The organism is Chenggangzhangella methanolivorans, assembly GCF_042648545.1.
Lineage (GTDB): Bacteria > Pseudomonadota > Alphaproteobacteria > Rhizobiales > Methylopilaceae > Methylopila > Methylopila methanolivorans.
Genome location: NZ_JBHRXS010000009.1, coordinates 95,592 through 121,449, shown reverse-complemented (window position 1 = coordinate 121,449; position 25,858 = coordinate 95,592). Strand labels below are relative to the sequence as shown.

Below are 25,858 nucleotides of genomic sequence, written 5' to 3'. Positions count from 1 at the left end.
GCCTCGCACGGTCCTCATGCTGAGGAGCCGTCCGCCAGGACGGCGTCTCGAAGCACGCAGTTCGTCTCCGCGAATGGAGTTGTGATGACCCAGAATTTTGACTGGACCGCGGGATATCCGTCGCGCCGCCTACCGATGTTCGGGCGCAACATCGTCTCGACCTCGCACCCGCTGGCGGCTTCGGTCGGCCTCAAGATCATCAGCCAGGGCGGCAACGCGGTCGACGCCGCGATCGCGACCGCGGCCGCCATGGCGCTGGTCGAGCCCTGCTCCAACGGCCTCGGCTCCGACGCCTACTGCATCGTGTGGGACGGAAAGAAGCTGCACGGCCTTAACGGGTCGGGCAATTCGCCGGAGACCTGGACGCCGGAGTACTTCGCGAAGAAGCACGGCGAGGGTCACGCCCGCCCGCCGATGCGCGGCTGGGACTCGGTGACCGTCCCCGGCGCGATCGGCATGTGGGTCGCGCTGCATGAGCGGTTCGGCAAGCTGCCTTTCGGCGACCTGCTCCAGCCCGCGATCGAGATCGCCGAGCGCGGCTATCTCTGCCCGACGGTGGTGCAGGGCAAATGGGCCGCCGCCGCGCAGGTGAAGGACCTCGTGGCCGCGCCGGGCTTCGCCGAAATGTTCCTGCCGCGCGGCCGGGCTCCGGAAGTCGGCGAGCTCGTGACGCTGAAGGGCGCGGCCAAGATGTTGCGCGCGGTCGCCGAGACCAAGGGCGCGGCGCTCTATGGCGGCGAGATCGCGCAAGCCATGGAAGCCCATTCGCGCGCCAATGGCGGCTCGATGACCGCCAAGGACATGGCCGGCTTCAAGGCCGAATGGGTCGAGCCGATCGAAAAGAAGTATCGCAGCTACACCGTCCACGAGATCCCGCCGAACGGGCAGGGGATCGCGGCGCTGATCGCGCTCGGCATTCTGGGGAACTTCGACCTCGCGGGCATGGCGGCCGACGGCGTCGACGTCACCCATCTCGAGATCGAGGCCATGAAACTCGCTTTCGCGGACACCTATGCGCATGTGGCGGACCTCGCCCACATGAAGGTGACGCCCGCGCAGCTGCTCGACGACGCCTACCTCTCGGAGGCCGCCAAGCTCATCGATCCGAAGCGCGCCCAGAAATTCGCGGCGCGCAATCCCGTGCGGGGCGGCACGATCTACCTCACGGCCGCCGACGAAAACGGCATGATGGTGAGCTTCATCCAGTCGAACTTCATGGGGTTCGGCTCGGGCGTGTGCCTGCCCGAATGGGGCCTGTCGCTCCAGAACCGCGGCCACGGCTTCGTGCTCGATCTGAACCACGCCAACGTGGTCTCGCCGGGCAAGCGCCCGTTCCAGACCATCATCCCGGGCTTCCTGACGAAGGATGGCCAGCCGGTGATGAGTTTCGGGGTCATGGGAGGCAACATGCAGCCGCAGGGCCACCTGCAGACGCTCGTCCGCATGATCGACTTCGGCCAGAACCCGCAAGCCGCCTGCGACGCGCCGCGCTGGCGCTTCAACGCCGGGCTCGACATCAACGTCGAGGCCGGGATGGCGACGGAGACGGTGGCGGCGCTCCGCGAGCGCGGCCACGAGATGAGCGTCATCAACGACAGCTATCAGGACTTCGGCGCCGGCCAGTTCATCTGGCGGATGGGCGATCCGGCCGTGGAAGGCTATGCGGCCGCGAGCGATCCCCGCCGCGACGGCTACGCGGCGGTCGGCTGACGGAAAGTATACGAGAGCAAGCCTGCGCCGCCGGCCATTCCCCTCCCCACAATGGGGAGGGGGCGGAGGCGCCGAGGCTGTTTCGCTGAAATTTGAAGAAACGACGGAAGAAAAGGAGACCGGCATGGCCGGAGAGATCGAAGCCAAGCTCGCCGAACTCGGCGTCACCCTGCCTCAGCCGGTCGCGCCGGTGGCGAACTACGTGCCGGCGGTGCTCGCCGGAAAGCTGCTGCACATTTCCGGCCAGTTGCCCATCGGGCCCGAGGGCTTGAGCCTCAAGGGCACGCTCGGCGCCGGCGTGTCGGTGGAGGACGCGCAAGCCGCCGCCAAGCTCTGCGCCATCAACATCCTGGCGCAGGCCAAGGCGGCGGTCGGCGATCTCGACAAGATCGTGCGCGTCGTGAAGCTCGGCGCCTTCGTGGCCTCGACCGCGGACTTCTTCGACCAGCCCAAGGTCGTCAACGGCGCGTCCGACTTCATGGTCGCGGCGCTCGGCGACAAGGGCCGCCACGCCCGCTCGGCGGTCGGCGTCGCCGCGCTGCCGCTCGGCGCCGCGGTCGAGATCGACGCGATCCTCGAGATCGCGTAAGGGCGCTTTCTAGTCGCCCACCTCAAAGTCGCCCTTCTGGGGCGGCGCGATCGGGGTGAACTGGCACCGGTCGGGCTTGAGGTCGATCAGGGGCGTCCCGTCGAGGCAGTCGAGGCCGCGCACCAGAACGGTCGCGCCCTCGACGCCGACGAGCCTCGCGAGAGACGTTCCGATCGGGTTCGGCCGCACGGGCGAGCGCAGCGCGAACACGCCGCGCGTCGTCCCGTCGTTCGCCGGGCTCTGGCGGACGAGATCGCGACGCGACTGGTCGAGCCAGTAGAGCACCTCGACCCGCTCGAAGTCCTCGAGCCCTGCGAGGCCCTGGGCCCAGGGCTCGAACAGCTCGATGCGGCATGTCGGGCCGTCCTGGCGCCCCTGCCGAGGGCAGTCGAGCCGCGACGTCCAAGGCGTGCGGATGCGGCCGATGAAGACGAGGCCGGCGTCGGTCGCCGCCGGCGGATCCACCGCCACCTCGCCGGACCGGATTTCCTGCAGTCGAACCATGGGCTTGGCGTTCGAGGCTTTCGCGCGTCATCGCAATTCTAGGCGGCGGAGGCGTTCTGGCCTCCGCCGCCTGGGAGCCTATACGTTCGAGCCGTCGGCGAAAGCCTCAGATCATCGCCTTCGGCAGCATCATGTGGATGCCCTTGTTGCCGTCGACGAGCTGGGTGACGCGCAGGTCGCCCGCGAGCGAGCACAGCATGTAGGCCTCGTTGCGCGAGAGATTGGAGCGCAGGCAGACGTGCCGCACCATTTCGCGCACCGCCTGTTTGGCCGCGTCGTCGAGGTCTTCGTCGAGGCCGATCGACATGAGATGCGTCTCGCTTTCGGCGAAGGGGAACTCGACCGCCATGTCCTTGCGCACGGTCAGGCGGAACGTGCCCTCGATGCCCATTTCGAGCGCCGTGATGCAGACCTCGCCGTCGCCCTGCACGCCATGGCCGTCGCCCGCGAAGAACAGCGCGCCCTCGTTGAAGACCGGGAGATAGAGGGTGACGCCGGGCTTCAGCTCCTTGTTGTCCATGTTGCCGCCGAAGGCGCGGGGCACCGGCGAGCCGCAGCGGCCCCAGGCCGGGGGCGGGGCGACGCCCATGATGCCGAAGAACGGATCGAGCGGAATGTCGACGCCCCAGGGCATGGTGCAGACATTGGCCTGGGAGTCGATCTTGGGGTGGATGGTCTCGTAGTCGGTGAACTCGTCGGGCAGCGTGCCGAGCAGCGGCAGGATCGCGACGAAGCCCCAGTCCATGGTGGGCTTGGCCTCGAGGATCTCGACCTGCAGCGTGTCGCCGGGCTCTGCGCCCTCGACATAGATCGGGCCGGTGATGAAGTGCGGTCCGCCGCCCTGGGTGAGCGTGTCGAGCGCCGCCATGTAATCGGCAGGCACGCGGCTCGCGTCGGGCGGCAGGCATTCCTTGCCGCCGGCCGGGAAGGACGTCAGCGTGACGGTGTCGCCGGAGGCGATCCGGCAGACCGGCTTCAGCGCGCTGTCCAGATAGCCCCAGACCATGTTTTCAGGCGCGGACGAGATCGTGTGGTGACGGGCCATTGGGCTCCCTCTCTCCAGTTTCTTCAGACGGACATGAATTTTGAGAGCCGCTCGCGGCTCATCTCGGCGCGCGCGCCCTCGTCGACCACCTGGCCGCGCGAGAGCACGACGAAGCGGTCCGCGACCGCGGTCGCGAAGTCGAGATACTGCTCGACCAGCAGGATCGAGAGCTTTCCCTTGAGGCCGGTCAGCACGGTCTCGATCAGCTGGACGATCGACGGCTGGACGCCCTCCGTGGGCTCGTCGAGCACCAGCACCTTGGGCTTGGTCACGATCGCGCGGGCGAGGGCGAGCTGCTGCTGCTGGCCGCCCGACAGCGCGCCGCCGCGCCGTCCTGCCATCTCGCGCAGCACGGGGAAGAGGCCGTAGACCTCCTCGAAGGCTTCCTCCGTCGCGGGGCCGTGCGGGCGGGCCGCCGCCACGAGGTTTTCGCGCACCGTGAGCTCGGCGAAGATTTCGCGGCCCTGCGGCACGTAGGCGAAGCCGGCGCGGGACCGTCGGTGGCTCGGCGCGCGCGCCATGTCGACGCCGTCGAATTCGATCGCTCCCCGTGTGACGGGGAGCACCCCTGCAAGGCACTTCAGCAGCGTCGACTTGCCCGCGCCGTTTCGCCCGAGCACCGCGAGGCACTCGCCGGGCGCGATCTCGAAACTGACGCGGCGAAGAGCCTGCGCCGATCCGTAGTGCTGGTCGAGGTCGCGGACGGTGAGCTTCATCGCGTCAGCGTCCCAGATAGACGTCGACGACGCGGGCGTCGGTCCGCGCGCGGGCCATGGAGCCTTCGAACAGCGTCCGGCCCTCGTGCAGCACCGTGACCCGGTCCGCGATGGTCTCGACGAAATCCATGTCGTGCTCGACCACGATGATGGCGCGCTCGGGAGATTTGAGCGCGCGGATCAGCGCCGAGGTGCGCTCGGTCTCCTCGTCGGTGAGGCCCGCGACCGGCTCGTCGAGCATCAGCACCTTGGGCTCGGACACCACCACCATGGCGATCTCGAGCCACTGCTTTTGGCCATGCGCCAGTTCGCCCGCGAGCCTGCCGGCCTCGCCCGCAAGCCCCACCGTTTCGAGCGTCGTCTCGACGCGCTCGCGGGCCGCGGCGTCTTTCGCGCCGCCGAGGCCGATCTCGACGTTGTCCCGGACCGTCAGCGCCTCGAACACGCTCGGCTTCTGGAATTTACGGCGCACGCCCGAGCGCGCGATCTGGGCTTCGGAGGCGCGCGTCAGCTCCAGTTTCTCGTCGAAAAGGATGCGGCCCCGCCTGGCGCGGCTCACCCCCGAGATGACGTCGAGCAGCGTCGTCTTTCCGGCTCCGTTCGGGCCGATCACGGCGCGGACCTCGCCATAGTCGATCGCGAGCGACAGGTCGTCGATCGCGCGAAAGCGGCCGAACTCGACGGTGAGGGCCTCCACCAGAACCGCGACCGTCATGGCCAAGTTCTCATGGCGTGACGTCCTTGGGCTGGAGGGCGTCGCTCCGCGAGATCCAGGTCGGCTTCCAGCGGCCGATGTCCAGGAGGCCGTTGGGGAAGATCAGCGCGACCAGGATCACGAGCCCGGCCAGCACGAAGGGCCAAAGCTCCGGCATGGTGGCCGACAGCGAGAACTTGATCGCGTTGACCAGCACCGCGCCGATCACAGCGCCTGCGAGCCGTCCGCGCCCGCCGATCGCGACCCAGACGGCGATCTCGAGCGAGAGTTCGGGCGACAAGACCCGCGGATTGATGATGCCGACCTGCGGCACGTAGAGCAGGCCCGCTATCCCTGCGAGAACGGCGGAAAGGCACCAGACCCCGAGCTTCAGGCGCAGCGTCTCGTAGCCGAGCGAGCGCAGCCTCGTCTCGTCGTCGCGGGTCGCGACCAGCAGACGCCCGAACCGGCCGATCATCAGCATCCGGCAGGCGACAAGCGCGATCGCCAACACGACGAGGGACGTCACCGCCAAGGCCTTGGCGACGCCCGGCGTCTGGAACGGCACGCCGAAGATCGTCTGGAACCCGGTCATGCCGTTGTTGCCGCCGAAGCCGGTGTCGTTCCGGAACATCAGCAGCATCGCCACATAGACGAGCGCCTGCGTGATGATCGCGAAATACACGCCGCCCACACGGGAGCGGAACGACACCCAGCCGAACACGAAGGCCACCGCGAAGGAGACTGCGAGCGCAGCTATGAGCGCCACGGGGAAGCTTTCGAGCGGGCCCCACCAGTCCGGCAGCGCCTTCCAGCCCATGAACTGGACGATGTCGGGCGTGACGCCGGTGGTCGCGACCGAATGCTCCAAGAGGTGCATGCCGATCACATAGCCGCCGATGGCGAAGAACAGGCCGTGGCCGAGGCTGAGGATCCCCGCATAGCCCCAGATCAGGTCGAGCGAGAGCGCGAGCAGCGCGAAGCAGGCGAGCTGCCCGACGACGTTGACGCGGTAGCCCGAGAGCCCGGGGAAAAGGGTGACCACAAGCGCCGCGAGCGCGACCGCCGCCGCGACGCCGACGAAGATGCGGTCCTCCATCGCGCGCTGGAGGATGTTGGGCTTGGCCGTCATGGGCGCTGTACCCACGTCGATGGAGCGCGACGTTCCCGTCCCCCTCTCCCGCCGAGGCGGGAGAGGGTAAGGGTGAGGGGCGTCAGCGCCGAAGGTTCAGGATCGAGCGAGACGCAAGCGGACGCGCGGTTCTTGGCGACGTCGGCGCCATGCGCCCTCATCCGTCCCTTCTCCCGCAAGCGGGAGAAGGGACGGCCGGCGTCGCGCCTATGCCCCCTCACTTCCGTCGCCCCTTCACCGCGAACAGCCCTTCGGGCCGCCACTGAAGGAATGCGATGATCATCAGCAGCACGATGACCTTGGCGGCGACCGCGCCGTAGAGCGGCTCGATCAGCACGTTCACCTGGCCGACGCCGAGCGAAGCGATCACCGTGCCGGCGAGCGTGCCGACGCCGCCCAGCACCACGACCATGAAGCTGTCGACGATGAAGTTCGAGCCCATCTGCGGGTTCACGTTGTAGATCGGGCAGAGCGCGAGCCCCGCGAGGCCGGCCAAGCCCGAGCCCAGCCCGAACGCCATCATGTCGACGCGCCGCGTCGCGATGCCGAGGCACCCCGCCATGGCGCGGTTCTGGGTGACGGCGCGGATTTCCAGGCCGAGCGGCGTGCGCTTCAGGACAAACCACGTGAGAGCCAGCGTCAGGACCGCGAAGACGATCGCGAACAGGCGGTTCCAGGTGACGATGAAGTCGCCCATCAGCAGGTGGCCGCCGGACATCCACCAAGGCGTCGCGAACTGAAGGTTCTGCGTGCCGATCGCGACCCGAACGAGGTTGACGATGAGGAGGCTCACCGCCCAGGTGGCGAGCAGCGTCATCAGCGGCCGCGTGTAGAGCCGGCGGACGAGCGTCGCCTCGAGGATCACGCCGACGCCGGAGGTGGCGAGGAACACGATCGGGATCGCGACGATCAAGTACCAGTCGAGCAGGCCCGGGAAGGCGGCGCGGATCGTCTCCTGCACCGCATAGGTGACATAGGCCCCGATCATGATGAACTCGCCCTGTGCGAGGTTGATCACGCCCATGAGCCCAAAAATGATCGCGAGCCCCGCCGAGGCCATGAACAGGATCGAGGCGAAGGACAGGCCGTTGTAGAGCGTGTTGAGCGCGGTCGAGACCTGCAGCCGCCGCTCGATCGAGGCGACGCCGGCGTCGACCGCGGCCTTGAAGGCGGCGTCCTTGGCGTAGGCCGGGTCCGACGTGAGGCCCGAGATCTGCGTCAGCGACCGCCTGTCGGCGCTCGCCGAGATCCGCTCGATCGCGGCGACCCGCTTCGTGACGTCGGGAGAGTTCAGCAGCGCGGCCTGCCCGACGCCGAGGATGCGATCCTTCAGCCCGGCGTCGGTCTCCGCTTCGGCGGCTTTCTCGAAGAGCTCCGGAGGCAGGGATCCGGCGCGGCGCTCGAGGGCGACGAGCGCCGCGCCCCGCTCGCTCGCCGTCGCGCCTGAAAACAGGCTGGCGGCGGCGCGCGCGGTCTCGAACAGCGGACGATTCTTGAGGCTCAGCAGCGGCGAGGAGCCCTCACCGGACGCGGCCGGCTCAAGGGTGGCGGCGTTCAGCACGCCGCCGGAGGACGCGATGACGGGCGAGGGCCCGCATTTCAGCGTGCGGTCGATCGCTGCGCCTGCGAGCGTCGCGGCCCAGGCGGCGTCGTCCTTCGAAGCCGTCGCGACGCCGTTCGTCAGGGCGTTGGCGGCCTCGGTCATGCCGGCCGCGCCGCCGCAGGACTGCGCGACGATCGCCGCGCGGTCGAAGGCGAGGGCGGGAAAGCATATCCCCAACAGGCAGACGATCATCGCCAAGCGGCCGCTCGCCATCGTCCATCGGCCGCCGGACTGCATGCTTCGAGACGGCCGCTGTCGCGGCCTCCTCAGCATGAGGACTGTCTTCGTTTCCCAGACCACAAACCGACCTCATGCCGAGGAGCCGTCCAGAAGACGGCGTCTCGAAGCACGCAGTTCGACGCGTTCAGCGCAATCAGGGACATGGCTCGGAGATCAGTACTGGCTCATCGGCACAGGCTTCGGCGTGCCGTCGGACTGCCAGAGCACGTCGAAGCCCTGCTTCTCGTTGACCGAGCCGATGAACACGCCGCGCGAGACGTAGTTGTTCTCGCCCGTCATGCCGATCTTGTAGCCCGAGGGGCAGTCGAAGCTCAGCCCGTCGAACGCCTTCCGGACCTCCGGCACGTCGAACGAGCCGGCCTTCTTGGCCGCCATCGCCCAGAGGTGCACGGCGTCGTAGGTCGAGACCATCGGGTCGATGGCGACGTCGGGCTTGAACGGAGCCTTGGTCTTGGCCACGTAGTCCGCCCAGCTTTTGAGGAACTTGACGTTGGCGTCGCCCTTGGCCTGCTGGAGATAGGCCCAGCAGTTGAGGTGGCCGACCATCTTGGCGGTGTCGAGGCCCTCGAGGTCGGCCTCCACCATGTCGAGGCCGAGAACGGGCACGTCCGAGGACGAGATGCCCTGGTTGGCGAATTCGCGCATGAAATCCGGGATCGACGAGCCGACCACGGTCAGCACCACGACGCACTTGCCGCCGGGCGCGTCCGCGAAGGCGCGGACCTGGTTGATCAGCGTCTGGAAGTTCGAGAAGCCGAAGGGGACGTACTCCTCCTTCCAGGCGCTCTCCTCGATGCCCTTGGACTTCCAGTAGCCCTTGAGCTGCTTGTTGATGGTGCGCGGCCAGACGTAGTCCGAGCCGATCATGAAGAAGCGCTTGGCCTCGACCCCGTCCGGGCTCATCAGGTAGTCGACGGCCGGCAGAACGGAGCTCGCGGGCGGCGAGTTCACATAGACGACGTTCTTGGAGTTCTCGTCGCCCTCGAAATGGAGCGGGTAGAACAGCAGTCCGTCGGCCTGCTCGACGACCGGGAGCACGGATTTGCGCGACACGCTCGTCCAGCAGCCGAACAATGCGGCGACCTTGGTCTCCGACAGCATCTGCCGGCCGATCTGGGCGTAGAGCGGCCAGTCGGAGGCAGGGTCCGACGTCACGATCTCGATCGTCGAGCCGTTGACGCCGCCCGCGGCGTTGATCTCGTCCGCCGCCATCTTGGCCACGAAATTCATTCGGCCTTCGAGGTTCGCCATCGTGCCCGAGGAGGAGAACAGGCAGCCGAGCTTCACCGGACCCGCCGCGCGCGCCGAGCGGATGAGCGGCGGGGCGGCGAGCGGAAGTGCCGCGCCGGCCGCAAGGCCAGCCGTCGTCATGAGGAAGCTTCTGCGGTCGAACTTGCTCATCGCCGTCACGCCTTCGCAAAGGATTTTTCGCCCCTGAAGCTGGAGGCCGAACGCCTTGAGCCGCAAGGCCAAATAAGCGCTCGGCGAGCGCCCGAATTGGGCGCCGGGACGCTGACGAGACCCCAGTGTCAAAAATGACAGAGCGGCGCTTCCCGCCGCCGTTTCCGGCGCGACGGTCGGTCCGGCGAAGAGCGTTGAAATCCTTGCTCCTGCGGGCGTCGGCGAGATGGCTGGGTCGCCTGACGAGAGAGTTGCCAGCGCGCGGCGAGAGGATCATTCTGCCTTGAGAATGTGCATGCCCGCTCGCACGGCATGACGTCCGCGAGGTAAACGAGATGGCCGCTTCGCGCCTGACCGACGAGGAGATCGCCGCGCTTCTCCGCGAGGTCTCGAACGGCGCCTCGATGGAGGCGGTCTGCGCCGCCGCGCATGTGTCGACGCGCACTTTCTATCGATGGAAACGGAAGTTCGACGGGCTGACGCCTTCCGGCGTCCGTCAGCTCAAGGCGCTGCGGCGGGAGAACGCCGAACTGCGCAGGCTGTTGGCTGAGCGGAGCGCCCGGCCGGCAGGAGCGCCGTCCATTCCCGACGCGGCCGAGCGCGGCGCGACCGGAACGCGGCTGCGCGAGATGCACGGCGTGAGCCTCGGCCGGTTCGCGACTGTCCGGATTTCCGGCGGCTGATCTCAGCCCTTGAAACGGCGAAGGCCGCGCCTCTCCGAAGAGAAGACGCGGCCCTCTTCCCGGCAGGGATCCCAGATTACTTCAGCTTGTTGAGCGAGGTGTCGAACGACAGGCTGACCAGGTAGCGGTCGCCGCAGGAGCCGCGGCTGCCGATGTGGGTGAAGCACTCGCTCTTCTTGAGGTTGCTGTCGCTGTAGCGGAAGTCGAGCGTCATCGCCTTGTAGGTCAGGCCGACGCCGGCGTCCCAGTAGTTGTAGTCGGGCGCGAAGTTCTTGCTGGTCCACATCCGCGAGAACGAGCCCGAGAGGTACGCGCCGAGCTCCGGCATGGTGTCGAGCGGCGCGAACTTGTACTTGGCGAAGCCGGTGGCGTGAGTGATCTCGGCGCCGAGATTGATGTAGTCGGTGCCGTAGTAGATGTTGCCGCCGAACGAGAAGTTCTCGGTGAGCGCGTAGCTCGCGATGCCGTAGACCTTGCCGTAGGCGAGGGTGCGGCTGCCCTTCACTTCGCTCAGGAAGTCGACCCAGACGTAGCCGGCGTCGAGGGTGAGCTTGTCGAAGGTGTGGCGAACGCCGCCATAGATGTCGACTTCGGCCGACGGATCCTGCGCGCCGCCGAAGTTGACGCTGGACGCCCAGACGCCGGCGTAGACCCAGTCGAAGGCCTGCACTTCGACATAGCCCTGGACCGCGGGGTCGCCCTTGGTCTGCGAGATGCCGCGAACGAGGTAGTCGGACGTGCCCTTGACGCCGAAGGCGACGTCGAGCGGAGCGGTGGTGACGTCGATGACCTCAGGCATGTCGGCCGCAGACGCCGCCGAGACGCCGAGCGACGCCGAGAGGAGGGCGGCCCCGACCGCCAGAGAAAGCTTAGACATATTCCTTAGTTCCCCGATGAAAGAAGTGTGACGACATTCACGCAAAATCTAGATGCATGCGCTAGATGCAAAGGGCGGCTCACTGACGAGTTTTCCGAAGCGTGTCTTCTGCGCCGCAGCATCTCATTGGCGAGAAAGAGAAAATCCGCTCGCGGCGCGTGCGTTCGAGCAATCAGGCGGTATGGGCGGCGCAGCGTTTGAACAAGTAGATGTTCGCCCCGCCGGCGACCGCGCCCGCATCCGGGACGCGCAGTTGTTGGGTGAAGTAGCGATGGACGATGCGCGCAGCCGATGGCGACAGGGTCGGCTTCCAGAGCCAGATGTCGCGATCAAGGTCGATCTTGTGCTCGTCGGTGAGAGCCGACTTCGCGTCGACCGCGCAGCCGATCCGCCACTCCTCGGCGTTCCCGCCGAATTCCTTGAAGTAGCTGAGGAACTCGAATTTCACCTGCTGCGGGCTGAACACCATCGGATCAGCCCGGCATCGGGGTGAGACGCGCGTGGACCGAGACGTCGGCGGTCCGCGATCGCCATTTCGAGACGGCGGCGGCGCCCGCGCGCTTTTCGTCCGAGGACATCTGACCGACGAGGCCTTCCAGCGCGTTCAGCGCGGTGCCGACGCCGTGCTGGGCCGCGAGCGACAGCCAGACATAGGCCTCGACCCGGTCCTTCTCGACGCCTGTTCCGTTGGCGTAGAGGAAGCCAAGGCGCGCCTGCGAGGGATAGTGTCCGGTCTCCGCCGCTCGGCGATACCAGTCGGCGGCGGCGCGCGGATCGGCGTCGGCGCCCTGGCCTTTCGAGAGCAGCGTCGCGAGATTGTACTGGGCGTACTGGTCGCCCTGTTCGGCGGCCCGCGTCAGCCATTTGATCGCCTCGACCTCGTCGCGCGCGACGCCCTGGCCCATGGCGAGCATGGCGCCGACATTGGTCTGGGCGAGCACGTTGCCGGCCTCGGCGCCCGAGAGGTAGAGCGCGAACGCCATCTGCAGCGAGGAGGCGACGCCCTGGCCGTGGGCGTACATCACGCCGAGCCAGGTCTTGGCCTCCGCGTCGCCGCGGTTGGCGAGCGTCTCGAACAGGGCGAAGGCCTCGTCGAAGTCGTCGCGGTTGTAGGCCGCGACGGCGTCAGCGAGCGGCGAGCCGTTCTCGACGGAAGCTTTGGCGGAGAGCATCTCGATCACCCCTTCGGGTTCTGGAACAGCGGCTGGTCGATGGGGCCGAGCGGGGCGCGGGCGACGCGGTCGGCGAGCGTCCTCTGCATCCAGGCGGCGAGGGGAGAAGTCTGGGCCGGCAGCGGTTGGCCAATCGTCTCGGGCCGGTGGCTCGTGCCGAAGCGCGACAGCGCGCGGTGCGCCTCGACGCCGTTCGCCGCGCGCTCCTCGATCTCGGCGCGCCAGCGGTCCATCGAGGCCTCGGGGGCCGCGCCGTAGACCGAGAGGCGGCAGAGCGTCTGGCCGATGGCAGTTTGCTGCAGGACCGCGACCGCGGTCTCGGTCTCGGTCGAGATCAGGACGAGGTTCGGGAACAGCCAGGCGACCGTCGCGCCCTGGCCGTCGGCGAGCGTCGTCGTCGACACCGTCCACCCGCCGCGGCGGTCCTCGCCGATCGGCTCGCCCTCGGCGAGCGCGGTTCCGAGGAGCTTCCAGTTCGCGGGATATTCGAGCCAGAGCTCGCTCGAGCGCTCGGCCTTGTGGTTGCCGAAGGCGCCCATGGTCCGCCCGAGGAGGCGCAGGCTCTGCTCTGGCCAGTCGGGCGCGACGTCGAGATTGACGAAGATCAACGGGCCCCAGCTCTTCGCCTGCGCGCTCAGCAGGCGTTCGGGGCGCAGGCCCAGATACTGGTGCATCTCGGGCGTGCCGTCGCCGAGCTCGGTCGCCGGGATCGCGCGGCGGTCCCGGCTGTAGCCGCAGGAGGTGAAGGAGCACTTGGTCTTCGCGCCGGTCTGGCATTGCAGCGGAATGGCGCGGCAGCCGCCGTGCTGGGCCTTGTTGAAGCGCGCCGCGAGGCCGTCGTCCGTGCGCTGAACATGGACGCCATGGACGCCGACGGTGAAGGGCAGGAGGTCGCCGACGTTCGGGATCGCCTCATGCGAACCGACGCAGATCCAGTCGCGCGTCCAGACCGCCTCGTCCTCGAGGTGGGTGAAGGCGAGCGAGCGGACCGCCGCCGGCGGCAGCATGAGGGCCTTGCCGCCGTCGCCGATCGCGTCGGCGTAGAAGGCGGGTCCGGCGAGGTCATGGCCTTCGTCGAAGAATCCGAGGTCCGGGCGGTGCGACATCGGCCGTGCCTTTCGATCGGGGAGGGGGCCGGCGCCCGCGGGGGCGATCCGCGGGCGCCGGAGTTGGCGCGTCAGGAGGACGTCTGCGCCAAGGCCGGGGACTCGTAGTCCGCGCGGCCGCGATGCTTGATCGCGTCGGCCGGGGGCGGAGGCAGCGGGCCGTCCTGCATGAAGTGGTTCAGCACGTTGCCGACCAGCTTCGAGATGTTGTTGTCGCCGTTGTTCCAGGGCAGCGAGCCGCAGAACGCGATCGACGAGAACGAGAAGGCGCCGCCGCCGCAGGGGGTCTCGTGGAACGCGATGTCGCCGCGGACGCGGGGATGCGTCGTGCCGTCGAGGCCCTGCTGGTTGAAGCCGAAATCCTCCATGACGAGCAGGTAGGCTTCGGTGTGGCGGCCGGCCGAGGTGGCCACAGCGAGCGTGTGCGGGGGCGAGCCCAGCATGGTGTCGACGATGTCGAGCTCGAGGCCGGCGGCGCCGCCGCCCACGAGGCCGAAATTGCCGAGCGGCTCGTCATAGGTGATGCCCTCGAACGCGAAGGCGACGCGGGGGTCGAGCGAGTCCGGGGTTCGGCTGAAGTAGGTCGAGATGTCGAAGCCTTCGTTCGTCATGCCGACGCCGGCGACCGAGTAGAGCTGTCGGCCGCGGAAGCGCCACATGCCGCCGAGTTCGCCCGTGCCCTGGTGGTAGTATTCGCCCGGATCCGCGCGCCAGGTGCGGATGCCGCTCTCGCAGCGCCGCATCTCGGTGACGACGCCGCGGCCCTTGCTCTCGTAGGCCGGATGGTAGGAGTGGACCCAGTACCAGCCGTCGGCGCCCATATACATGATGCGGCCGCCGCGCTGGGTGTAGTTGTGCAGCGCGTCGAGCTGGGTGCCGGAGTTGTGCTCCGGGTGCGAGCCCGTGATGACGACGTTGTAGCCCTCGAGACGGGCGACGCCGTCATAGGTGACGTCCTCGTCCGTGATGACATCGTACTGGTAGCCCATCTGCTCCAGCCAGTAGATCAGGTGGAGGTCGGCCGGGTACTGCCAGGGCGCCTGGGCGAGGAAGTGGTCGTATTTCGGCCGGATCGACAGGATCGGGCGAAGACGCGACGACAGGCAGATGCCGGAACCGTCAGTGTGCGTGTCGTAGATCGAGCCGCCATACTCGCGGTGCTCGGCCAGGAACATGTTCTGGTGCTGCATGATCGGCACGCGATAGACGAAGAGCTCCGCGCCGCCGGCGTTACAGGCCACATGCTCGTTGGCGTAGGCCATGTAGCTGATCGTCGGGATCATCACGGCGATCTTGGACTGCTCTTCGCCGATCTTGGGAACGACCCAGAACGGGATGTAGTCTTCGTCGCCTTCCGACGTGGTGAGCTTCAGCGCGTAGGAGGTCGAGCGGCAGCCTGCCGGGACGGTCCATTCGCAGTCCGAAGTCCAGCGCGCGTCGTCGACGTCGTCGTCGTGGAAGTGGATCGCGCCGTATTCCTTCTTGGCGTGCTTCCAGTCGAAGTTCTGGCCCGCCCAGTTGTAGCCGGTGAGCGCGCGGGTCGGGCAGTTCACCAGTTGCGCGTCGAAGCGATACGGGCCGTTGTCCTTGCCCACGATGGTGTCGATGCCGTCCCAAAAGTCCCAGGCGCCGACGATGACTTCGGAGAGCGCGCCGGTCGGGCCGGAGTTGCGGCGCTCGGTGAGGCCGGGCTGCGCGCCGAGCTTCATCTGCTCGATCTCGAGGCGCGACAGCGCCTTCTTCGACAGGCGCGGGCTGTCGATCTTGCCGTTGTACTTGCCGGTGAACCACACGCCTTCAGGGAGCGAGGACTTGCCGAGCGCGCTGTCGTCGATCTTGTCGACATAAGCCGCGATCGCGAGCGGGGCTGGAGTAGGAAGCGGCTTGGCGGAGATCTTGGCGACGACGGGCTCGATCACCGGATCGAGCGCATAGACGATCTGCGGCTCGTGATAGAGCGTCGCCTCGCCGGTCGCGGCGTCGTAGCTCGCTGCGACGAAATGCCAGGCGTGGTCGCGGATCGGCACGCCGGTCGTGACCTTCTCGCCGTTGATGCGCAGTTCCAGGAAACCCTCTTCATTGATGAAGAGGCCGTAGCCCTTGTCTCCGGACCACTTGGTCACGAGACCCTGCGCGCCGTGCTTCCAGTAGCGCGGATGGGTCTTGGGCGTCGTCGGCCAGATGTAGCACTGGAGCGTGAAGCTCTCGACGTTCAGCTGCGGCTTGTCTTCGACGAAACCGTAGGAGCCGCCGTGGATGATCTGCTTCTTGCCCTTGTAGGTTCCGTTGACCTCGGCATCGACCGCCTTCTCGATGAATCCGGGGCCGCGCGGGTTGGTGTCGCCATGGATCATATGGACGACTTCGGCGGTGAAGTCGGTCGGGCCGTCGCAATTGACGTAGAACTTGATCTTGTCGCCGGGGTGCACGCCGAATTTGTCGGCGTATCCGGTCAGGCGCATCGCGCTCATCGGATGGGTCTCCAGGAGTCCTGAGTGTTCGGGCAAGCGCCGGACGTTCGGGCGCCCAAGGGGCGTCCGCCGATCAGTCCGGCGTCGGGCGGCCGCTAAGGCCGCCCGGTCACTGTCGGGAAGGTTCGGTCAGGTGACCGGCCAGTTGTCGTCCTTGCGCTTCCAGCCTTCGTGGAAGTGCTCGGGCATGCCGGCGGTCTCGGGCAGTTCGTCCAGGCGCATCAGGAAGATGTCGTGCTGGATCTCCTGCTCGCAGGTGTAGACCTTGTCGTTGACGAACTCCGGCGGCACGCCGCGGATGCCCGACAGGCGGCCGATGCGCCATTCGGCGTCGACCTTGGTGCAGATCACGATGAGCTTGCCCTTGGGGCTCTCGCCGCGCATGCGCAGGAGCACGCGCTTGAGGTCCGGGTTCTCATGCACGCCGCCGGTCACCACGGTGGTGTCGCCGGGCGTCTCGCACTTCAGCACCGAGAAGCCCGCGACTCCCTTCATGGAGTCGACGCACTCCTTGTGCTCCTTGATCATCGCCTCGCGCTCGGGCGTGCCTTTCTTCGGAATCGGGATCATGAGCCTGCCTCTCTGAAGCAACGTCGCCTTGTCGAAGGCGCGAAAAAGCCTCGACCGCAAGCAATGCGGCCGTCAAAGTCCAGAAAAGGCAGAGCCTTTTCTTTATTTTGGTGAGTTCAAATCTAGCTCACACCTAGGCGTAACGTCAATGGTGCGAAAGAATTTTTCTAGACGATCAATCTAGACGTTTTTAGATCGTCATGTGGCGTTCGACGAGCTCGTCGGTCATGTCTTCGATCGGTCCTCGCGCGACGACGCGGCCGTTGTCCACCATGATGAAGGAGTCGCCGAGCTTGCGCGCGACCTTGATGTGCTGCTCGGTCAGGATCAGCGAAATGCCGAGCTCCTTGTTGAGCATCTTCAGGATCTCGCCGATCTCGTGCACGATGTTGGGCTGGATGCCCTCCGTCGGCTCGTCGAGCAGCAGGATCTGAGGCCCGACCGCGAGCGCCCGCGCGATGGCGAGCTGCTGCTTCTGGCCGCCCGAGAGAAGGCCCGCGCGACGGTCGAGGTTCTCCTTCAGGTATGGGAAGATCCGCAGGCACAGCTCCGGGATCTCCGGGGCCTTGTCGGCGCGCGCGAATGTGCCCAGCAGAATGTTCTCGCGCACCGTGAAGTCCGAGAGGATGCCGCGCCCTTGTGGCACGTAGCCGAGGCCGTAGGTCGCGCGCTGGTAAGGGGCCTTGCCGGTGAGTTCCGTCCCGTTGATGCGGATCGCGCCCGTGGACTTGTCGGTCAGCCCCATGATGGTGCGCATGAGCGTCGTCTTGCCGACGCCGTTGCGGCCGAGCACGCAGAGGCACTCGCCCTTCTGCATCTCGAAGCTGAAGTCCTTCAGGATGCGCGTCGCGCCGTAATAGGACGTGACGTTGTCGAAGTTGAGCAGCGTGCTCATGCCGCCTCCTTCTCGCCGAGATAGACGTCGCGCACGCGCGCGTCGGCTTCGATCTCCGAGATCGTGCCTGTGGCCAGCAGCGAGCCCATGTGCATCACCGTGACCACGTCCGCGATCTCGCGCACGAAGCCCATGTCGTGCTCGACCACGATCAGCGTCGCGGTCTTGCGCAGGTCCTTGAAGATCCGTGCGGTCTTCTCGATCTCGCCCTCGGTCATGCCGGCGATGGGCTCGTCCATGAGGAGGAGCCGTGGCTCCTGCATCAGCACCATGGAGATCTCGAGCCACTGGGTCTCGCCGTGGCTGAGGATGCCGGCGCGCTCGTTGAGGCGCCCCGAGAGACCGCCAAGCGTGGCGATCTCGTCGAGCTTCTCCTTCAGCCCCGCCTTGCGGAACTTGAACAGGTTCCAGAACGGGTTGGTCTGCCGGCTGTAGGCGACCTCGAGGTTCTGGCGCACCGTCAGGTCACGCAGCACCGCCGGCACCTGGAACTTCCGGCCGATGCCGGCGCGCGCGATGACGTGCTCATGCTTGGCCGTGATGTCCTCGCCGGCGAAGATCACCTTGCCGGAGGTCGGCTTGATGCGTCCGGTGACGAGGTCCATCGTCGTGGTCTTGCCGGCGCCGTTCGGGCCGACGAGGCAGCAGAGCGTCCCTTCGACGACCTCCATCGAGAAGTCGTTGATCACCTTTGTGGCGTCGAAGCTCTTCGAGAGATTGTGGATTTCGAGAAGTCCGGGCATCTCGCGCTTACTCCGCCGGCACTGGTTTGGCGTCGCCGTTCGGCTCGGCTGAGGTCTTCGGCTTGGAAGCCAGCAGTCCGAGCGCGGATTCGAGCAGGCTCGCGAGCCCGTTCGGCAGGAAGCGCACCACGATGATGAAGAAGCCGCCGAGGATCAGCAGCCAGGTGGCGAGGAAGGTGTCGCCGAGATAGCTCTGCGCGCCCATGATCAGGAAGGCGCCGCACATTGAGCCGAGCAGCGACAGCCTGCCGCCGATCGCGGCCCAGATGACCATCGAAAGGCTGAAACTGACGTCCATCTGCGCCGGCGAGACATACTGCACCAGCATCACGAGGCAGCAGCCGGCAAACGCCGCGATCATGCCGGAGACCGTGTAGATCATGGTCTCGTAGCCTGCGACCGAGTAACCGAGGAAGCGCACGCGCTCGGCGTCGTCGCGGATCGCCTGGGTGACGAGGCCGAACGAGCTCTGCGTGATGAGCTTGGCGACCACCGTCGCGACCACGAGAATGCCGAGCACCGTCAGATAGGCGGTCGACGAATAGGGATCGATCTCCACGCCCGCGATCTGGAGGGCCGACGGCGGGGTGATGCCGTTGACGCCGCCCGTATAGGGCTGGCGGTCGAGGATGATGGTGTAGAAGGCCGAAAGCATCGCGAGCGTCATGATCGCGAAGAACGGCCCCGAGACGCGCGCGCGGAACATGATGCCGCCGAAGATTGCGCAGAACAGCGTCGGCACGGCGATCGCGAGGAACAACCCGGCGGCGGTGTTCGAGAACGGCTCCCAGAACCAGGGCAGCGCATCCAGGCTGTTGTTCAGCATGAAGGGCGGGATCGGGTTCGATTCCGACTGGCTCTGCATCTGCATGGTCATGGCCATGCCGTAGGCGCCGAGGCCGAAGGCGATGCCCTGGCCGAGGTTCAGGATGCCTCCGAAGCCCCAGCAGAGGCTGATGGAGAGCGCCAGCATGCCGTAGACGCCATAGGTGGCGAGCTGGTTCAGCAGGAAGGCGTCGTCGACGAAGCTCGGGATCAGCGCGAGGCCGATGAAGAACGCCGCGTAGACGAGCCACTGGGCGGTCTTGTTGTGATAGAGGTTGCCCATTGTGTTCACCGGTTCCTGTTCTTGAGGTCCGGACGCGTCATCGACGCGCCCCCGCCTGGGCGAACAGGCCCTGCGGCCTAAAGCGCAGGAACACCACGATCAGCACGAAGATCAGGAAGCGCGCGAAAGTGTCGTTGCTGAAGAAGGCGAACACCGACTGAAGCTGGCCGGTGACGCCGCTCGCCACCACGGTGCCCGCGAGCGAGCCGCCGCCCGTCACCACCATGAGGAAGGCCTGCACCACGTAGCTCGCGCCCATGGTCGGCAGCACAATGGCCAGCACCCCGAAGAGCGAGCCGGCGACGCCCGCGAGCCCTGCGCCGAGCGCGAAGGTCATCATGTAGATCCGGCTCGAATTGATGCCGAAGGAGGCGGCCATCTCCTTGTTCTGCATCACGGCGCGGACCTGGACGCCGAAACGGGTCTTATAGAACAGCAGCCAGATCCCGAGCACGCAGAGCGCCGTCACCAGAAGGATCACGACGCGGAAGGTCGAGACCGACGCGAAGCCGAGCGAAATGTTGCTCGAGAACAGCGCGGGCGCCGCGAGATATTTGGGGTCGCTGCCGAAGATCAGCCGCACGCCCTGCATCAGCACGAGCGAGACCCCGTAGGTCGCGAGCAATGTGTCGAGTGGTCGATTGTACAGGTACTGGATCAGCCCTCGCTCCAGCACCAGCCCGACCGCCGCGACGATCACGAAGGACGCGGGAATGCAGAGCAGGTAGGGCAGGCCGAAATAGTACTGCAGCATGTAGGACGAGTAGGCGCCCAGCATGATGAACTCGCCATGGGCCATGTTGATCACCCCGGCGGCGCCGTAGATGATCGTGAGTCCGAGCGCCGCGATCAGCCAGATGCTGGCGATGCTGACCCCGAGAATGAGGGCGTTGAGCAGCGAGCCTATGTCCATCGTGCCGATCCGTATTCTGGTAAGCGTGGCGTCGGGCGCTAAGGGCGCGCGTCTTGCCGCAATGCAACAAAGGCGCCCCGCGGAGATGCGCTCTCCGCGGGATCGCCATGCGTCAGGTCAGATGACGTTCGTGCGGAGCTTGCCGTCCGGGCCCTTGAGGCCCGTGGCGGTGCAGGTTCCGGCGTCCGGATAGATCGAGTACGGATCCGGCTTCACGTGCTCGGCCGCGGCCTTGACGATCTTGAACGTGCCGTCGGCCTGGCACTGGCCGATCTTCGGCTTCAGCCAGGTGTTGAAGTTGTTCTCGTCGATCCATACGAGGCCTTCCGGCGAGATGTTGTCTTCAACCCGGATGCCGCCCGAATTGTCGCGGATGGCCCGCGGCGTGACGTTCTCGAAGCCGACGGCGGCGGCGGCCTTCTCGAAGCCCGCCTTGAAGACGTAGGCCGTGAGATACGTCTCCTCCATGTTGTAATGGGTCGTGCCGTTCTTGCCGTATTTCGACTTCAGGAAGTTCTCGACGAACTTCTGGTTGGTCGGGTTGTCGAGCGTCTGGAAGTACGGGGCCGAGAGGAAGTGGCCGGCGCCGAACTCCGCGCCCATGGCGCGTGTCTCGATCTCGCCCGTGGTGAGCGAGGCGATCGGCATCGAGTCGACCTTGAAGCCTTCCTGCTTGAACTGCTTGTGGAAGGCGATGTCGGAGGCGCCGACGACGGTCGAGAAGATGAAGTCCGGCTTGGCGTCGCGGATCTTGCCGAGGACGGGTCCGAACTCCGACGAGCCGAGCGGGATGTACTCCTCGCCGACGAGCTCGCCGCCGGCCTTCTCGAGCCAGATCTTGGCGTTCTTGTTGGACTCCTTCGGCCACACGTAGTTGGAGCCGACGAAGAAGACCTTCTTGCCGAACTTCTCCACCATGAAGGGGATGAGGTCCTGCGAGTGCTGGTTGGCGAGCGGGCCGGTGCAGATGGTGTTCTGCGTGCACTCCGCGCCTTCGTAGCAGGTCGGGTAGTAGAGCAGATGGTTGCGCTGCATGACCGTCGGCAGGATCGCCTTGCGGCTTGCCGAAGTGTAGCAGCCGAAGAGCGCCGTGACCTTTTCGCGGAGGATGAGCTCCTTGGTCTTCTCGGAGTAGACGCCGAAGTCAGACTTCGCGTCGACGATCACCGGCTCGACCGGCACGCCGCCGACGCCGCCGTTCTTGTTGATCTCGTCGAAGGCGTATTGAAGGACGAGGGTCGAGTCCTCTTCCGGCACCGCGAGCGCGCCGGTGAGCGAGAACAGCAGGCCGACCTTGATCGGCTCGCCCTTCTTGAGCGGCGCCGCATAGGCCTTGTCGGACGTCATGATGTTCGGCATGGCGACGGCGGCCGCCGATGCGGCGGCGGCGGTCGTAAGCAATCTGCGGCGCGTGAAGTCCATAGTCCGGGATCTCCTGAAGGCAGCGAAAAAGGGCCCGCCCAGACCCGCGATCTGGCCGAGAATTCATTGGCGCCCTTGCCGTTATGTCTAGATGCTATGACGAGGCCTGAAATCGCGTCAACGGCTTTCCGCACGGTGACGGAAGTTTCTTCATGGGCGCGCGCTGCGGCGCATCAATGATGTGCAGAAGCCGAAGGATTGAGCTGGAATAGCCTGATGGGTGAGCAATCTTGCGCGTCGTTCCAGTGGTTTGCCGGTTCCGCCCGGTCTGGCGGGCGGCGCCTTGCGCATGGCGCCCGCGCGTCGGCGGAGGGGCTGTCAGGACTATCGAATGAGCCCGAATTGTGTTCTAGATGTTTTTATTAGGCGGCTTACTCGCCCCAGGATTGTTCTGGATTGCGAGTGGAGACGCTTTCAACATGTAGGCTTTGGAGGTTATGGCTTGCCTCTAACGGATCGAAGCGTCCGATTCCGGCGCGTCATGCGTTCAAGCAAAGAAGCTGCCTAGGCTCAGATGAAGATTTTGATCGCCGACGACCATTGGGTCGTGCGTGAGTCTCTCAAGCAGGTGATGCGTCGCCTGCAGCAGACGCTAGACGTTTTCGAAGCCGAGACCTTCGCCGAGGCCGAGGGCATCCTCGCGCAGCATCCGGACATCGACCTGATGCTCGTCGACCTGGTGATGCCCGGTTTCGAGGAGTTCGACGGCCTCCGGCGCCTGCGGGCCGCGTTCCCCGACACGCCCGTCGTGGTGATCTCCGTTCATGAAGACGTGGATCACGTGATGCGCTCTCTCGAGCAGGGCGTGATCGGCTACATCCCGAAATCCTCGGGCGGCTCCGAAATCGAACGCGCGCTTGAACGCGTGCTCGAGGGGGAAGTGTCGTTTCCGCGCCGGATCATCGAGCGGTCCAGCGCCGCCGCGGCGACTCGGGTTCCGGCCTCCGTCGCGCCGCGATCCGTCCCGTCGGCCGCCGCGTCCACGCAGCCGGAACGCGACACCGACAATCTCACCGCGCGCGAACGAGACGTGCTGTCGCTTCTCGGGCAGGGGTTCTCGGTCAAGCGGATCGCGTCCGAACTCGATCTCAGCAGCCAGACCGTCCGGGTTCACCTCGGCAACGTCATGAAGAAGCTGAACATGAGGGACCGGTCCGAGGCGGTTCATTACGCGATCAGCAATTACGAGGCGCTCGCCGAACGTGGCTGACCATTCGGGCTCTGGTCCGCAGGTTCTCGACGCGACCGTTCTGGCGGGGCTCGACGCGTTGCCCGCGGGCGTCGCGATCTGGGCGCCCGATCGTACGCTCGCCTACGGCAACGCCGTGCTTCGCCAGAGCCTCGACGCGCCGCCCGCGCTTGGCGAAGCTTTTGAAGACTTCGTGCTGCGCCTCGCGCAGTCCCGCGAACTCGGCCTGATCGATCCCGACGCCTGGGTCGCCGGAGAGATCGCTGATTTCGGCAAGGAGAAGACGTCCGATTACGTGCTCGCCGCCGGCTCCGTGATGAACGTCACGCAGAAGCCGACGCGCGACGGCGGCATGACGGTCTCCTATTCGGACGTGACCTCGATCAAGCGCAACGAACAGGCGCTGCGCGAGGCCAAGGAAGCGGCTGAAGCGACCGACGAGGCGAAGTCGCGGTTTTTGCGCGCCGCCAATCACGACCTCCGCCAGCCTTTGGCGTCGCTGAAAATCCTGATCTACAGCTGCATGCGCGAGGAGGCGTCCGAGACCCGCGCCGAGATGCTGCACGCGATGAGCGTCGCGGCGCTCATCATGGAGGATCTGCTCGGCGCCCTGCTGCAGATCGGCCAGCTCGACGCCGGCCGCATCCAGCCGCGGGTGACGAGCTTCCAGCTCTCCCAGATCTTCGAGCGGCTCGCGATCCAGTTTCGCCACCAGGCGGAGGAGAAGGGCCTGAAGCTGCGCTTCGTCACCCCGCGCGGGACGGTCGCGACCGACCGGGCGCTGCTGGAGCGCATCCTGTCGAACTTCGTCGCCAACGCCATCCGCTTCACCGAAGTCGGGACCGTGCTGGTCGGCTGTCGCAAGGAGGGCCGGATGCTGCGGATCGAGGTGGTGGACACCGGCCGCGGCGTGAAGGACGAGGATCTGGAGCGGGTCTTCGAGGAGTTTTATCGCGCGGCGGAAGAGCGGCGGGGTCAGAAGAGCGGCTTGGGTCTCGGGCTCAACATCGTCAAGCGCCTCGCGGAACTGCTCGAACATCCCGTGCGGCTGCGCTCGCGGCCGGGCTTCGGCTCGATCTTCTCCGTCACGGTCCCGCGCGGAAACGTCTGGCACAGCGAGGGCGGCGAGGTCGAAATCAGCGAGACCGTCGCGGGCGAGTTCGTCGGCACGCCGGTGCTGCTCGTCGAGGACGACGACATCCTGCGGCGGAGCATGACGCAACTCCTGCAGCGCTGGGGCATCACGGTGCACGCCGCGGCCGACGAGGCGGAGGCGTTGCGCCTCGCCGACGAGGGCGTCTCGGTTAAGCTGATCGTCGCCGACTTCAACCTTAAGAGCCGCACCGGCGTCGAGGTTGTCCGGGGGTTGCGCGAGGTTTTCGGCGCGGCGACGCCCGCGATGATCGTGACTGCGGACGCCGAGCCTCGTGTGCTCGATGACATCAGGGGGGCGGGCCTTCCGGTGCTGATCAAGCCCGTGAGCCCGCCGCGGCTGCGCGTCCTCATGCACAACCTGCTGTTCGAGCCCGGCCTCGTGGCCGGCCCGCGTTGAGGGACGTCGACTTGCCCGCCGAGTTTCCGCCCGTCCCGATCGGGAGCATGATCCCGCTCACCGGTCCCTCCGCGGCGGACGGCGCCGAGTTCCGGAAGGGCATGATCCTCGCGGTGGAGGAGCTGAACGCCCGCGGCGGGCTGCTCGGGCGTCGCTTCGAGCCGATCTTCGCCGACACCTGCCGCCAGACTGCCGAGGAAGTGGTGGCGGCGGCCCGCTGGCTGATCGAGAAGCACAAGGTCCACGCCATCGTCAACGGCTACAACATCGGGCCGCAAAACTCCGAATACGAGCCGATCGCCGACGCCGGGATCATCTACGTCCACGCCAACACGCTGCTGCAGCACCACGACACGATCATGAGCGATCCCGAGCGCTATTTCGGGATCTTCATGGCCGACCCCGCCGACTACTGGTACGGGCCGGGCTTCATCAAGTTCATCTCGTGGCTGCGCGACACCGGCCAATGGACGCCGAGCTCCGACCGGCTCGCCATCGTGTCGGGCTCGAAGCCCTACTCGATCGTCATCGCCAACGCGATGGCGGCCTCGGCGGCCGACTATGGCTGGCGGGTCTGCTTCGGGCCGCGGATCGTGCAGACGCCGACGACCCAGTGGCGCGAGGTGCTGGAGGAGGCGCGCGCCGCCAACCCCGCTGTGCTCGCCAACACCCATTTCTATGCAGGCGACCTCGCGCACTTCCAGCGCCAGTTCGTCGAGAAGCCGCTCGACTGCATCGTTTATCTCCAATACGGCGCGACCCACCGCTCGTTCTCCGACATCGCCCAGGAGGCGGCGACGGGCGTCATCGTCTCCTCGGTCGTCGGCCTGCTGCGGGACGAGATGGGGAAGCGTTTCGAGGCGCGCTACAACGCCCGCTTCGGCGAGGGCTCGACCGCGACGATCGGCTGCCAGTCCTACTCCAACATGCATCACTACGCGGTCGCGGCCGCGATGGCGGGCGGCTCCGGCGCGCCGGGCGACTTCGAGCAGAACCGGAAGGTCGCCTACGCGCTGAAGGGCATGATCTACCGCAGCGTCCAGGGCACGATCCGCTACCATCCGGACTGGCAGGCGGTGGTGCCCTATCCGGTCGTGACCCACGACCCGTCGCTCGGCATGCCGCACATTTTCTACCAGATCCACGATCACCGAAAACCGCTCTCGATGATCGCGCCCGAACCCTACAACACAGACCGGTTCATCCTGCCGCCCTGGATGAGCGGCAAGAGCGCGGCGAAGCCCGCGCCCAGCAATCCGCGGGGGCTGACGAACCTCTGACAGTCGCATTTGTCTTGTCCCGGACTTGATCCAAGACCCAGACGCGCCGACGGACCCAGGCTGTTCTCACCGCTTGCCGCGTCGTTCGGAAAGCTCAGCGGTTCTGGGACCCGGATCAAGTCCGGGACAAGGGCGCTTGCTGCCGACGCGAAGACGGGCGTTAATGGCCTCCGCGGCCCGAAGGCCGCCTTTCCCGCCGACAGGACCGTCGCGGGCTCCGGCAAGGACGCCGGCCGAGGGTGA

The 25,858-nt window shown here is 66.6% G+C and carries 24 protein-coding genes; 6 read left to right on the top strand and 18 right to left on the bottom strand.

Going from position 1 to position 25,858, the window contains the following annotated elements; genetic code table 11:
- The first annotated feature begins 84 nt into the window (after window positions 1-84).
- Window positions 85-1,710 (top strand): gamma-glutamyltransferase family protein, encoded by a 1,626-nt coding sequence (locus ACFOWB_RS19530; RefSeq protein ID WP_378148879.1) that lies wholly within the window; start codon window positions 85-87, stop codon window positions 1,708-1,710.
- Between the two features lie 124 nt (window positions 1,711-1,834).
- Complete coding sequence (locus ACFOWB_RS19525; RefSeq protein WP_261401989.1) at window positions 1,835-2,299, top strand: RidA family protein; 465 nt, start codon at window positions 1,835-1,837, stop codon at window positions 2,297-2,299.
- Window positions 2,300-2,308: 9 nt separating this feature from the next.
- On the opposite strand, the gene tsaA is transcribed toward ACFOWB_RS19525, so the two are convergent.
- From tsaA to ACFOWB_RS19490, 7 genes are all read right to left on the bottom strand, one after another.
- Window positions 2,309-2,803 carry a tRNA (N6-threonylcarbamoyladenosine(37)-N6)-methyltransferase TrmO gene (tsaA, locus tag ACFOWB_RS19520; protein WP_261401990.1) on the bottom strand — a complete coding sequence of 165 codons (495 nt, stop codon included), beginning with the start codon at window positions 2,801-2,803 and terminating at the stop codon, window positions 2,309-2,311.
- A gap of 106 nt (window positions 2,804-2,909) precedes the next feature.
- Window positions 2,910-3,848: an acetamidase/formamidase family protein gene (locus tag ACFOWB_RS19515; RefSeq protein ID WP_378148878.1), complete on the bottom strand. Its 939-nt coding sequence runs from the start codon at window positions 3,846-3,848 to the stop codon at window positions 2,910-2,912.
- Between the two features lie 23 nt (window positions 3,849-3,871).
- Window positions 3,872-4,564, bottom strand: a complete 693-nt coding sequence (urtE, locus tag ACFOWB_RS19510) for an urea ABC transporter ATP-binding subunit UrtE (protein ID WP_378148877.1) — start codon at window positions 4,562-4,564, stop codon at window positions 3,872-3,874.
- A gap of 4 nt (window positions 4,565-4,568) precedes the next feature.
- Window positions 4,569-5,279 carry an ABC transporter ATP-binding protein gene (locus ACFOWB_RS19505; RefSeq protein WP_378148876.1) on the bottom strand — a complete coding sequence of 237 codons (711 nt, stop codon included), beginning with the start codon at window positions 5,277-5,279 and terminating at the stop codon, window positions 4,569-4,571.
- Between the two features lie 10 nt (window positions 5,280-5,289).
- Complete coding sequence (gene urtC / locus ACFOWB_RS19500; protein WP_378148875.1) at window positions 5,290-6,390, bottom strand: urea ABC transporter permease subunit UrtC; 1,101 nt, start codon at window positions 6,388-6,390, stop codon at window positions 5,290-5,292.
- Window positions 6,391-6,607: 217 nt separating this feature from the next.
- A complete protein-coding gene (urtB, locus tag ACFOWB_RS19495; RefSeq protein ID WP_378148905.1) occupies window positions 6,608-8,185 on the bottom strand; it encodes an urea ABC transporter permease subunit UrtB in 1,578 nt (525 codons plus the stop codon).
- A gap of 201 nt (window positions 8,186-8,386) precedes the next feature.
- A complete protein-coding gene (locus ACFOWB_RS19490; RefSeq protein WP_378148874.1) occupies window positions 8,387-9,634 on the bottom strand; it encodes a transporter substrate-binding protein in 1,248 nt (415 codons plus the stop codon).
- Window positions 9,635-9,969: 335 nt separating this feature from the next.
- Between ACFOWB_RS19490 and ACFOWB_RS19485 the strand changes: the two genes are divergently transcribed.
- On the top strand, window positions 9,970-10,317 hold the full coding sequence (locus ACFOWB_RS19485; RefSeq protein ID WP_261401997.1) for a transposase: 348 nt from the start codon (window positions 9,970-9,972) through the stop codon (window positions 10,315-10,317).
- Window positions 10,318-10,393: 76 nt separating this feature from the next.
- On the opposite strand, the gene ACFOWB_RS19480 is transcribed toward ACFOWB_RS19485, so the two are convergent.
- The 11 genes from ACFOWB_RS19480 to ACFOWB_RS19430 all read right to left on the bottom strand — a co-directional run bounded on the left by ACFOWB_RS19480 (window position 10,394) and on the right by ACFOWB_RS19430 (window position 21,594).
- On the bottom strand, window positions 10,394-11,194 hold the full coding sequence (locus tag ACFOWB_RS19480; protein WP_261401998.1) for a TorF family putative porin: 801 nt from the start codon (window positions 11,192-11,194) through the stop codon (window positions 10,394-10,396).
- A gap of 172 nt (window positions 11,195-11,366) precedes the next feature.
- Window positions 11,367-11,663 carry a hypothetical protein gene (locus ACFOWB_RS19475; RefSeq protein ID WP_261401999.1) on the bottom strand — a complete coding sequence of 99 codons (297 nt, stop codon included), beginning with the start codon at window positions 11,661-11,663 and terminating at the stop codon, window positions 11,367-11,369.
- 4 nt (window positions 11,664-11,667) lie between these two features.
- Entirely contained in the window at window positions 11,668-12,366 is a 699-nt protein-coding gene (locus ACFOWB_RS19470) for a tetratricopeptide repeat protein (protein WP_261402000.1), read from the bottom strand.
- Between the two features lie 5 nt (window positions 12,367-12,371).
- The gene (locus ACFOWB_RS19465) at window positions 12,372-13,472 is read right to left on the bottom strand and encodes a ring-hydroxylating oxygenase subunit alpha (RefSeq protein ID WP_261402001.1); all 1,101 of its coding nucleotides are present in this window, start codon (window positions 13,470-13,472) and stop codon (window positions 12,372-12,374) included.
- A gap of 71 nt (window positions 13,473-13,543) precedes the next feature.
- Complete coding sequence (locus tag ACFOWB_RS19460; RefSeq protein WP_261402002.1) at window positions 13,544-15,943, bottom strand: LamG domain-containing protein; 2,400 nt, start codon at window positions 15,941-15,943, stop codon at window positions 13,544-13,546.
- A gap of 129 nt (window positions 15,944-16,072) precedes the next feature.
- The gene (locus ACFOWB_RS19455; RefSeq protein ID WP_261402003.1) at window positions 16,073-16,513 is read right to left on the bottom strand and encodes a N,N-dimethylformamidase, small subunit; all 441 of its coding nucleotides are present in this window, start codon (window positions 16,511-16,513) and stop codon (window positions 16,073-16,075) included.
- 190 nt (window positions 16,514-16,703) lie between these two features.
- A complete protein-coding gene (gene urtE, locus ACFOWB_RS19450) occupies window positions 16,704-17,408 on the bottom strand; it encodes an urea ABC transporter ATP-binding subunit UrtE (RefSeq protein ID WP_261402004.1) in 705 nt (234 codons plus the stop codon).
- Window positions 17,405-18,151 carry an urea ABC transporter ATP-binding protein UrtD gene (urtD, locus tag ACFOWB_RS19445; RefSeq protein WP_261402005.1) on the bottom strand — a complete coding sequence of 249 codons (747 nt, stop codon included), beginning with the start codon at window positions 18,149-18,151 and terminating at the stop codon, window positions 17,405-17,407. Before urtD ends, urtE (ACFOWB_RS19450) begins: the two co-directional genes overlap by 4 nt.
- Before the next feature lie 7 nt (window positions 18,152-18,158).
- Window positions 18,159-19,259 (bottom strand): urea ABC transporter permease subunit UrtC, encoded by a 1,101-nt coding sequence (urtC, locus tag ACFOWB_RS19440; protein WP_261402006.1) that lies wholly within the window; start codon window positions 19,257-19,259, stop codon window positions 18,159-18,161.
- Window positions 19,260-19,296: 37 nt separating this feature from the next.
- Window positions 19,297-20,172: an urea ABC transporter permease subunit UrtB gene (gene urtB, locus ACFOWB_RS19435; protein WP_261402007.1), complete on the bottom strand. Its 876-nt coding sequence runs from the start codon at window positions 20,170-20,172 to the stop codon at window positions 19,297-19,299.
- Between the two features lie 117 nt (window positions 20,173-20,289).
- Window positions 20,290-21,594 carry a transporter substrate-binding domain-containing protein gene (locus ACFOWB_RS19430; protein ID WP_261402008.1) on the bottom strand — a complete coding sequence of 435 codons (1,305 nt, stop codon included), beginning with the start codon at window positions 21,592-21,594 and terminating at the stop codon, window positions 20,290-20,292.
- Window positions 21,595-22,108: 514 nt separating this feature from the next.
- Between ACFOWB_RS19430 and ACFOWB_RS19425 the strand changes: the two genes are divergently transcribed.
- Genes ACFOWB_RS19425 through ACFOWB_RS19415 form a run of 3 tightly spaced genes read left to right on the top strand, consistent with a single transcriptional unit; the run spans window position 22,109 to window position 25,615 of the window.
- Window positions 22,109-22,804, top strand: coding sequence for a LuxR C-terminal-related transcriptional regulator (locus tag ACFOWB_RS19425; RefSeq protein ID WP_261402009.1), 696 nt, complete (start codon window positions 22,109-22,111; stop codon window positions 22,802-22,804).
- On the top strand, window positions 22,797-24,335 hold the full coding sequence (locus ACFOWB_RS19420) for a hybrid sensor histidine kinase/response regulator (RefSeq protein ID WP_378148873.1): 1,539 nt from the start codon (window positions 22,797-22,799) through the stop codon (window positions 24,333-24,335). The genes ACFOWB_RS19425 and ACFOWB_RS19420 overlap by 8 nt, the downstream gene beginning before the upstream one ends.
- Window positions 24,332-25,615 (top strand): ABC transporter substrate-binding protein, encoded by a 1,284-nt coding sequence (locus ACFOWB_RS19415; protein ID WP_378148872.1) that lies wholly within the window; start codon window positions 24,332-24,334, stop codon window positions 25,613-25,615. Before ACFOWB_RS19420 ends, ACFOWB_RS19415 begins: the two co-directional genes overlap by 4 nt.
- Window positions 25,616-25,858 lie beyond the last annotated feature (243 nt).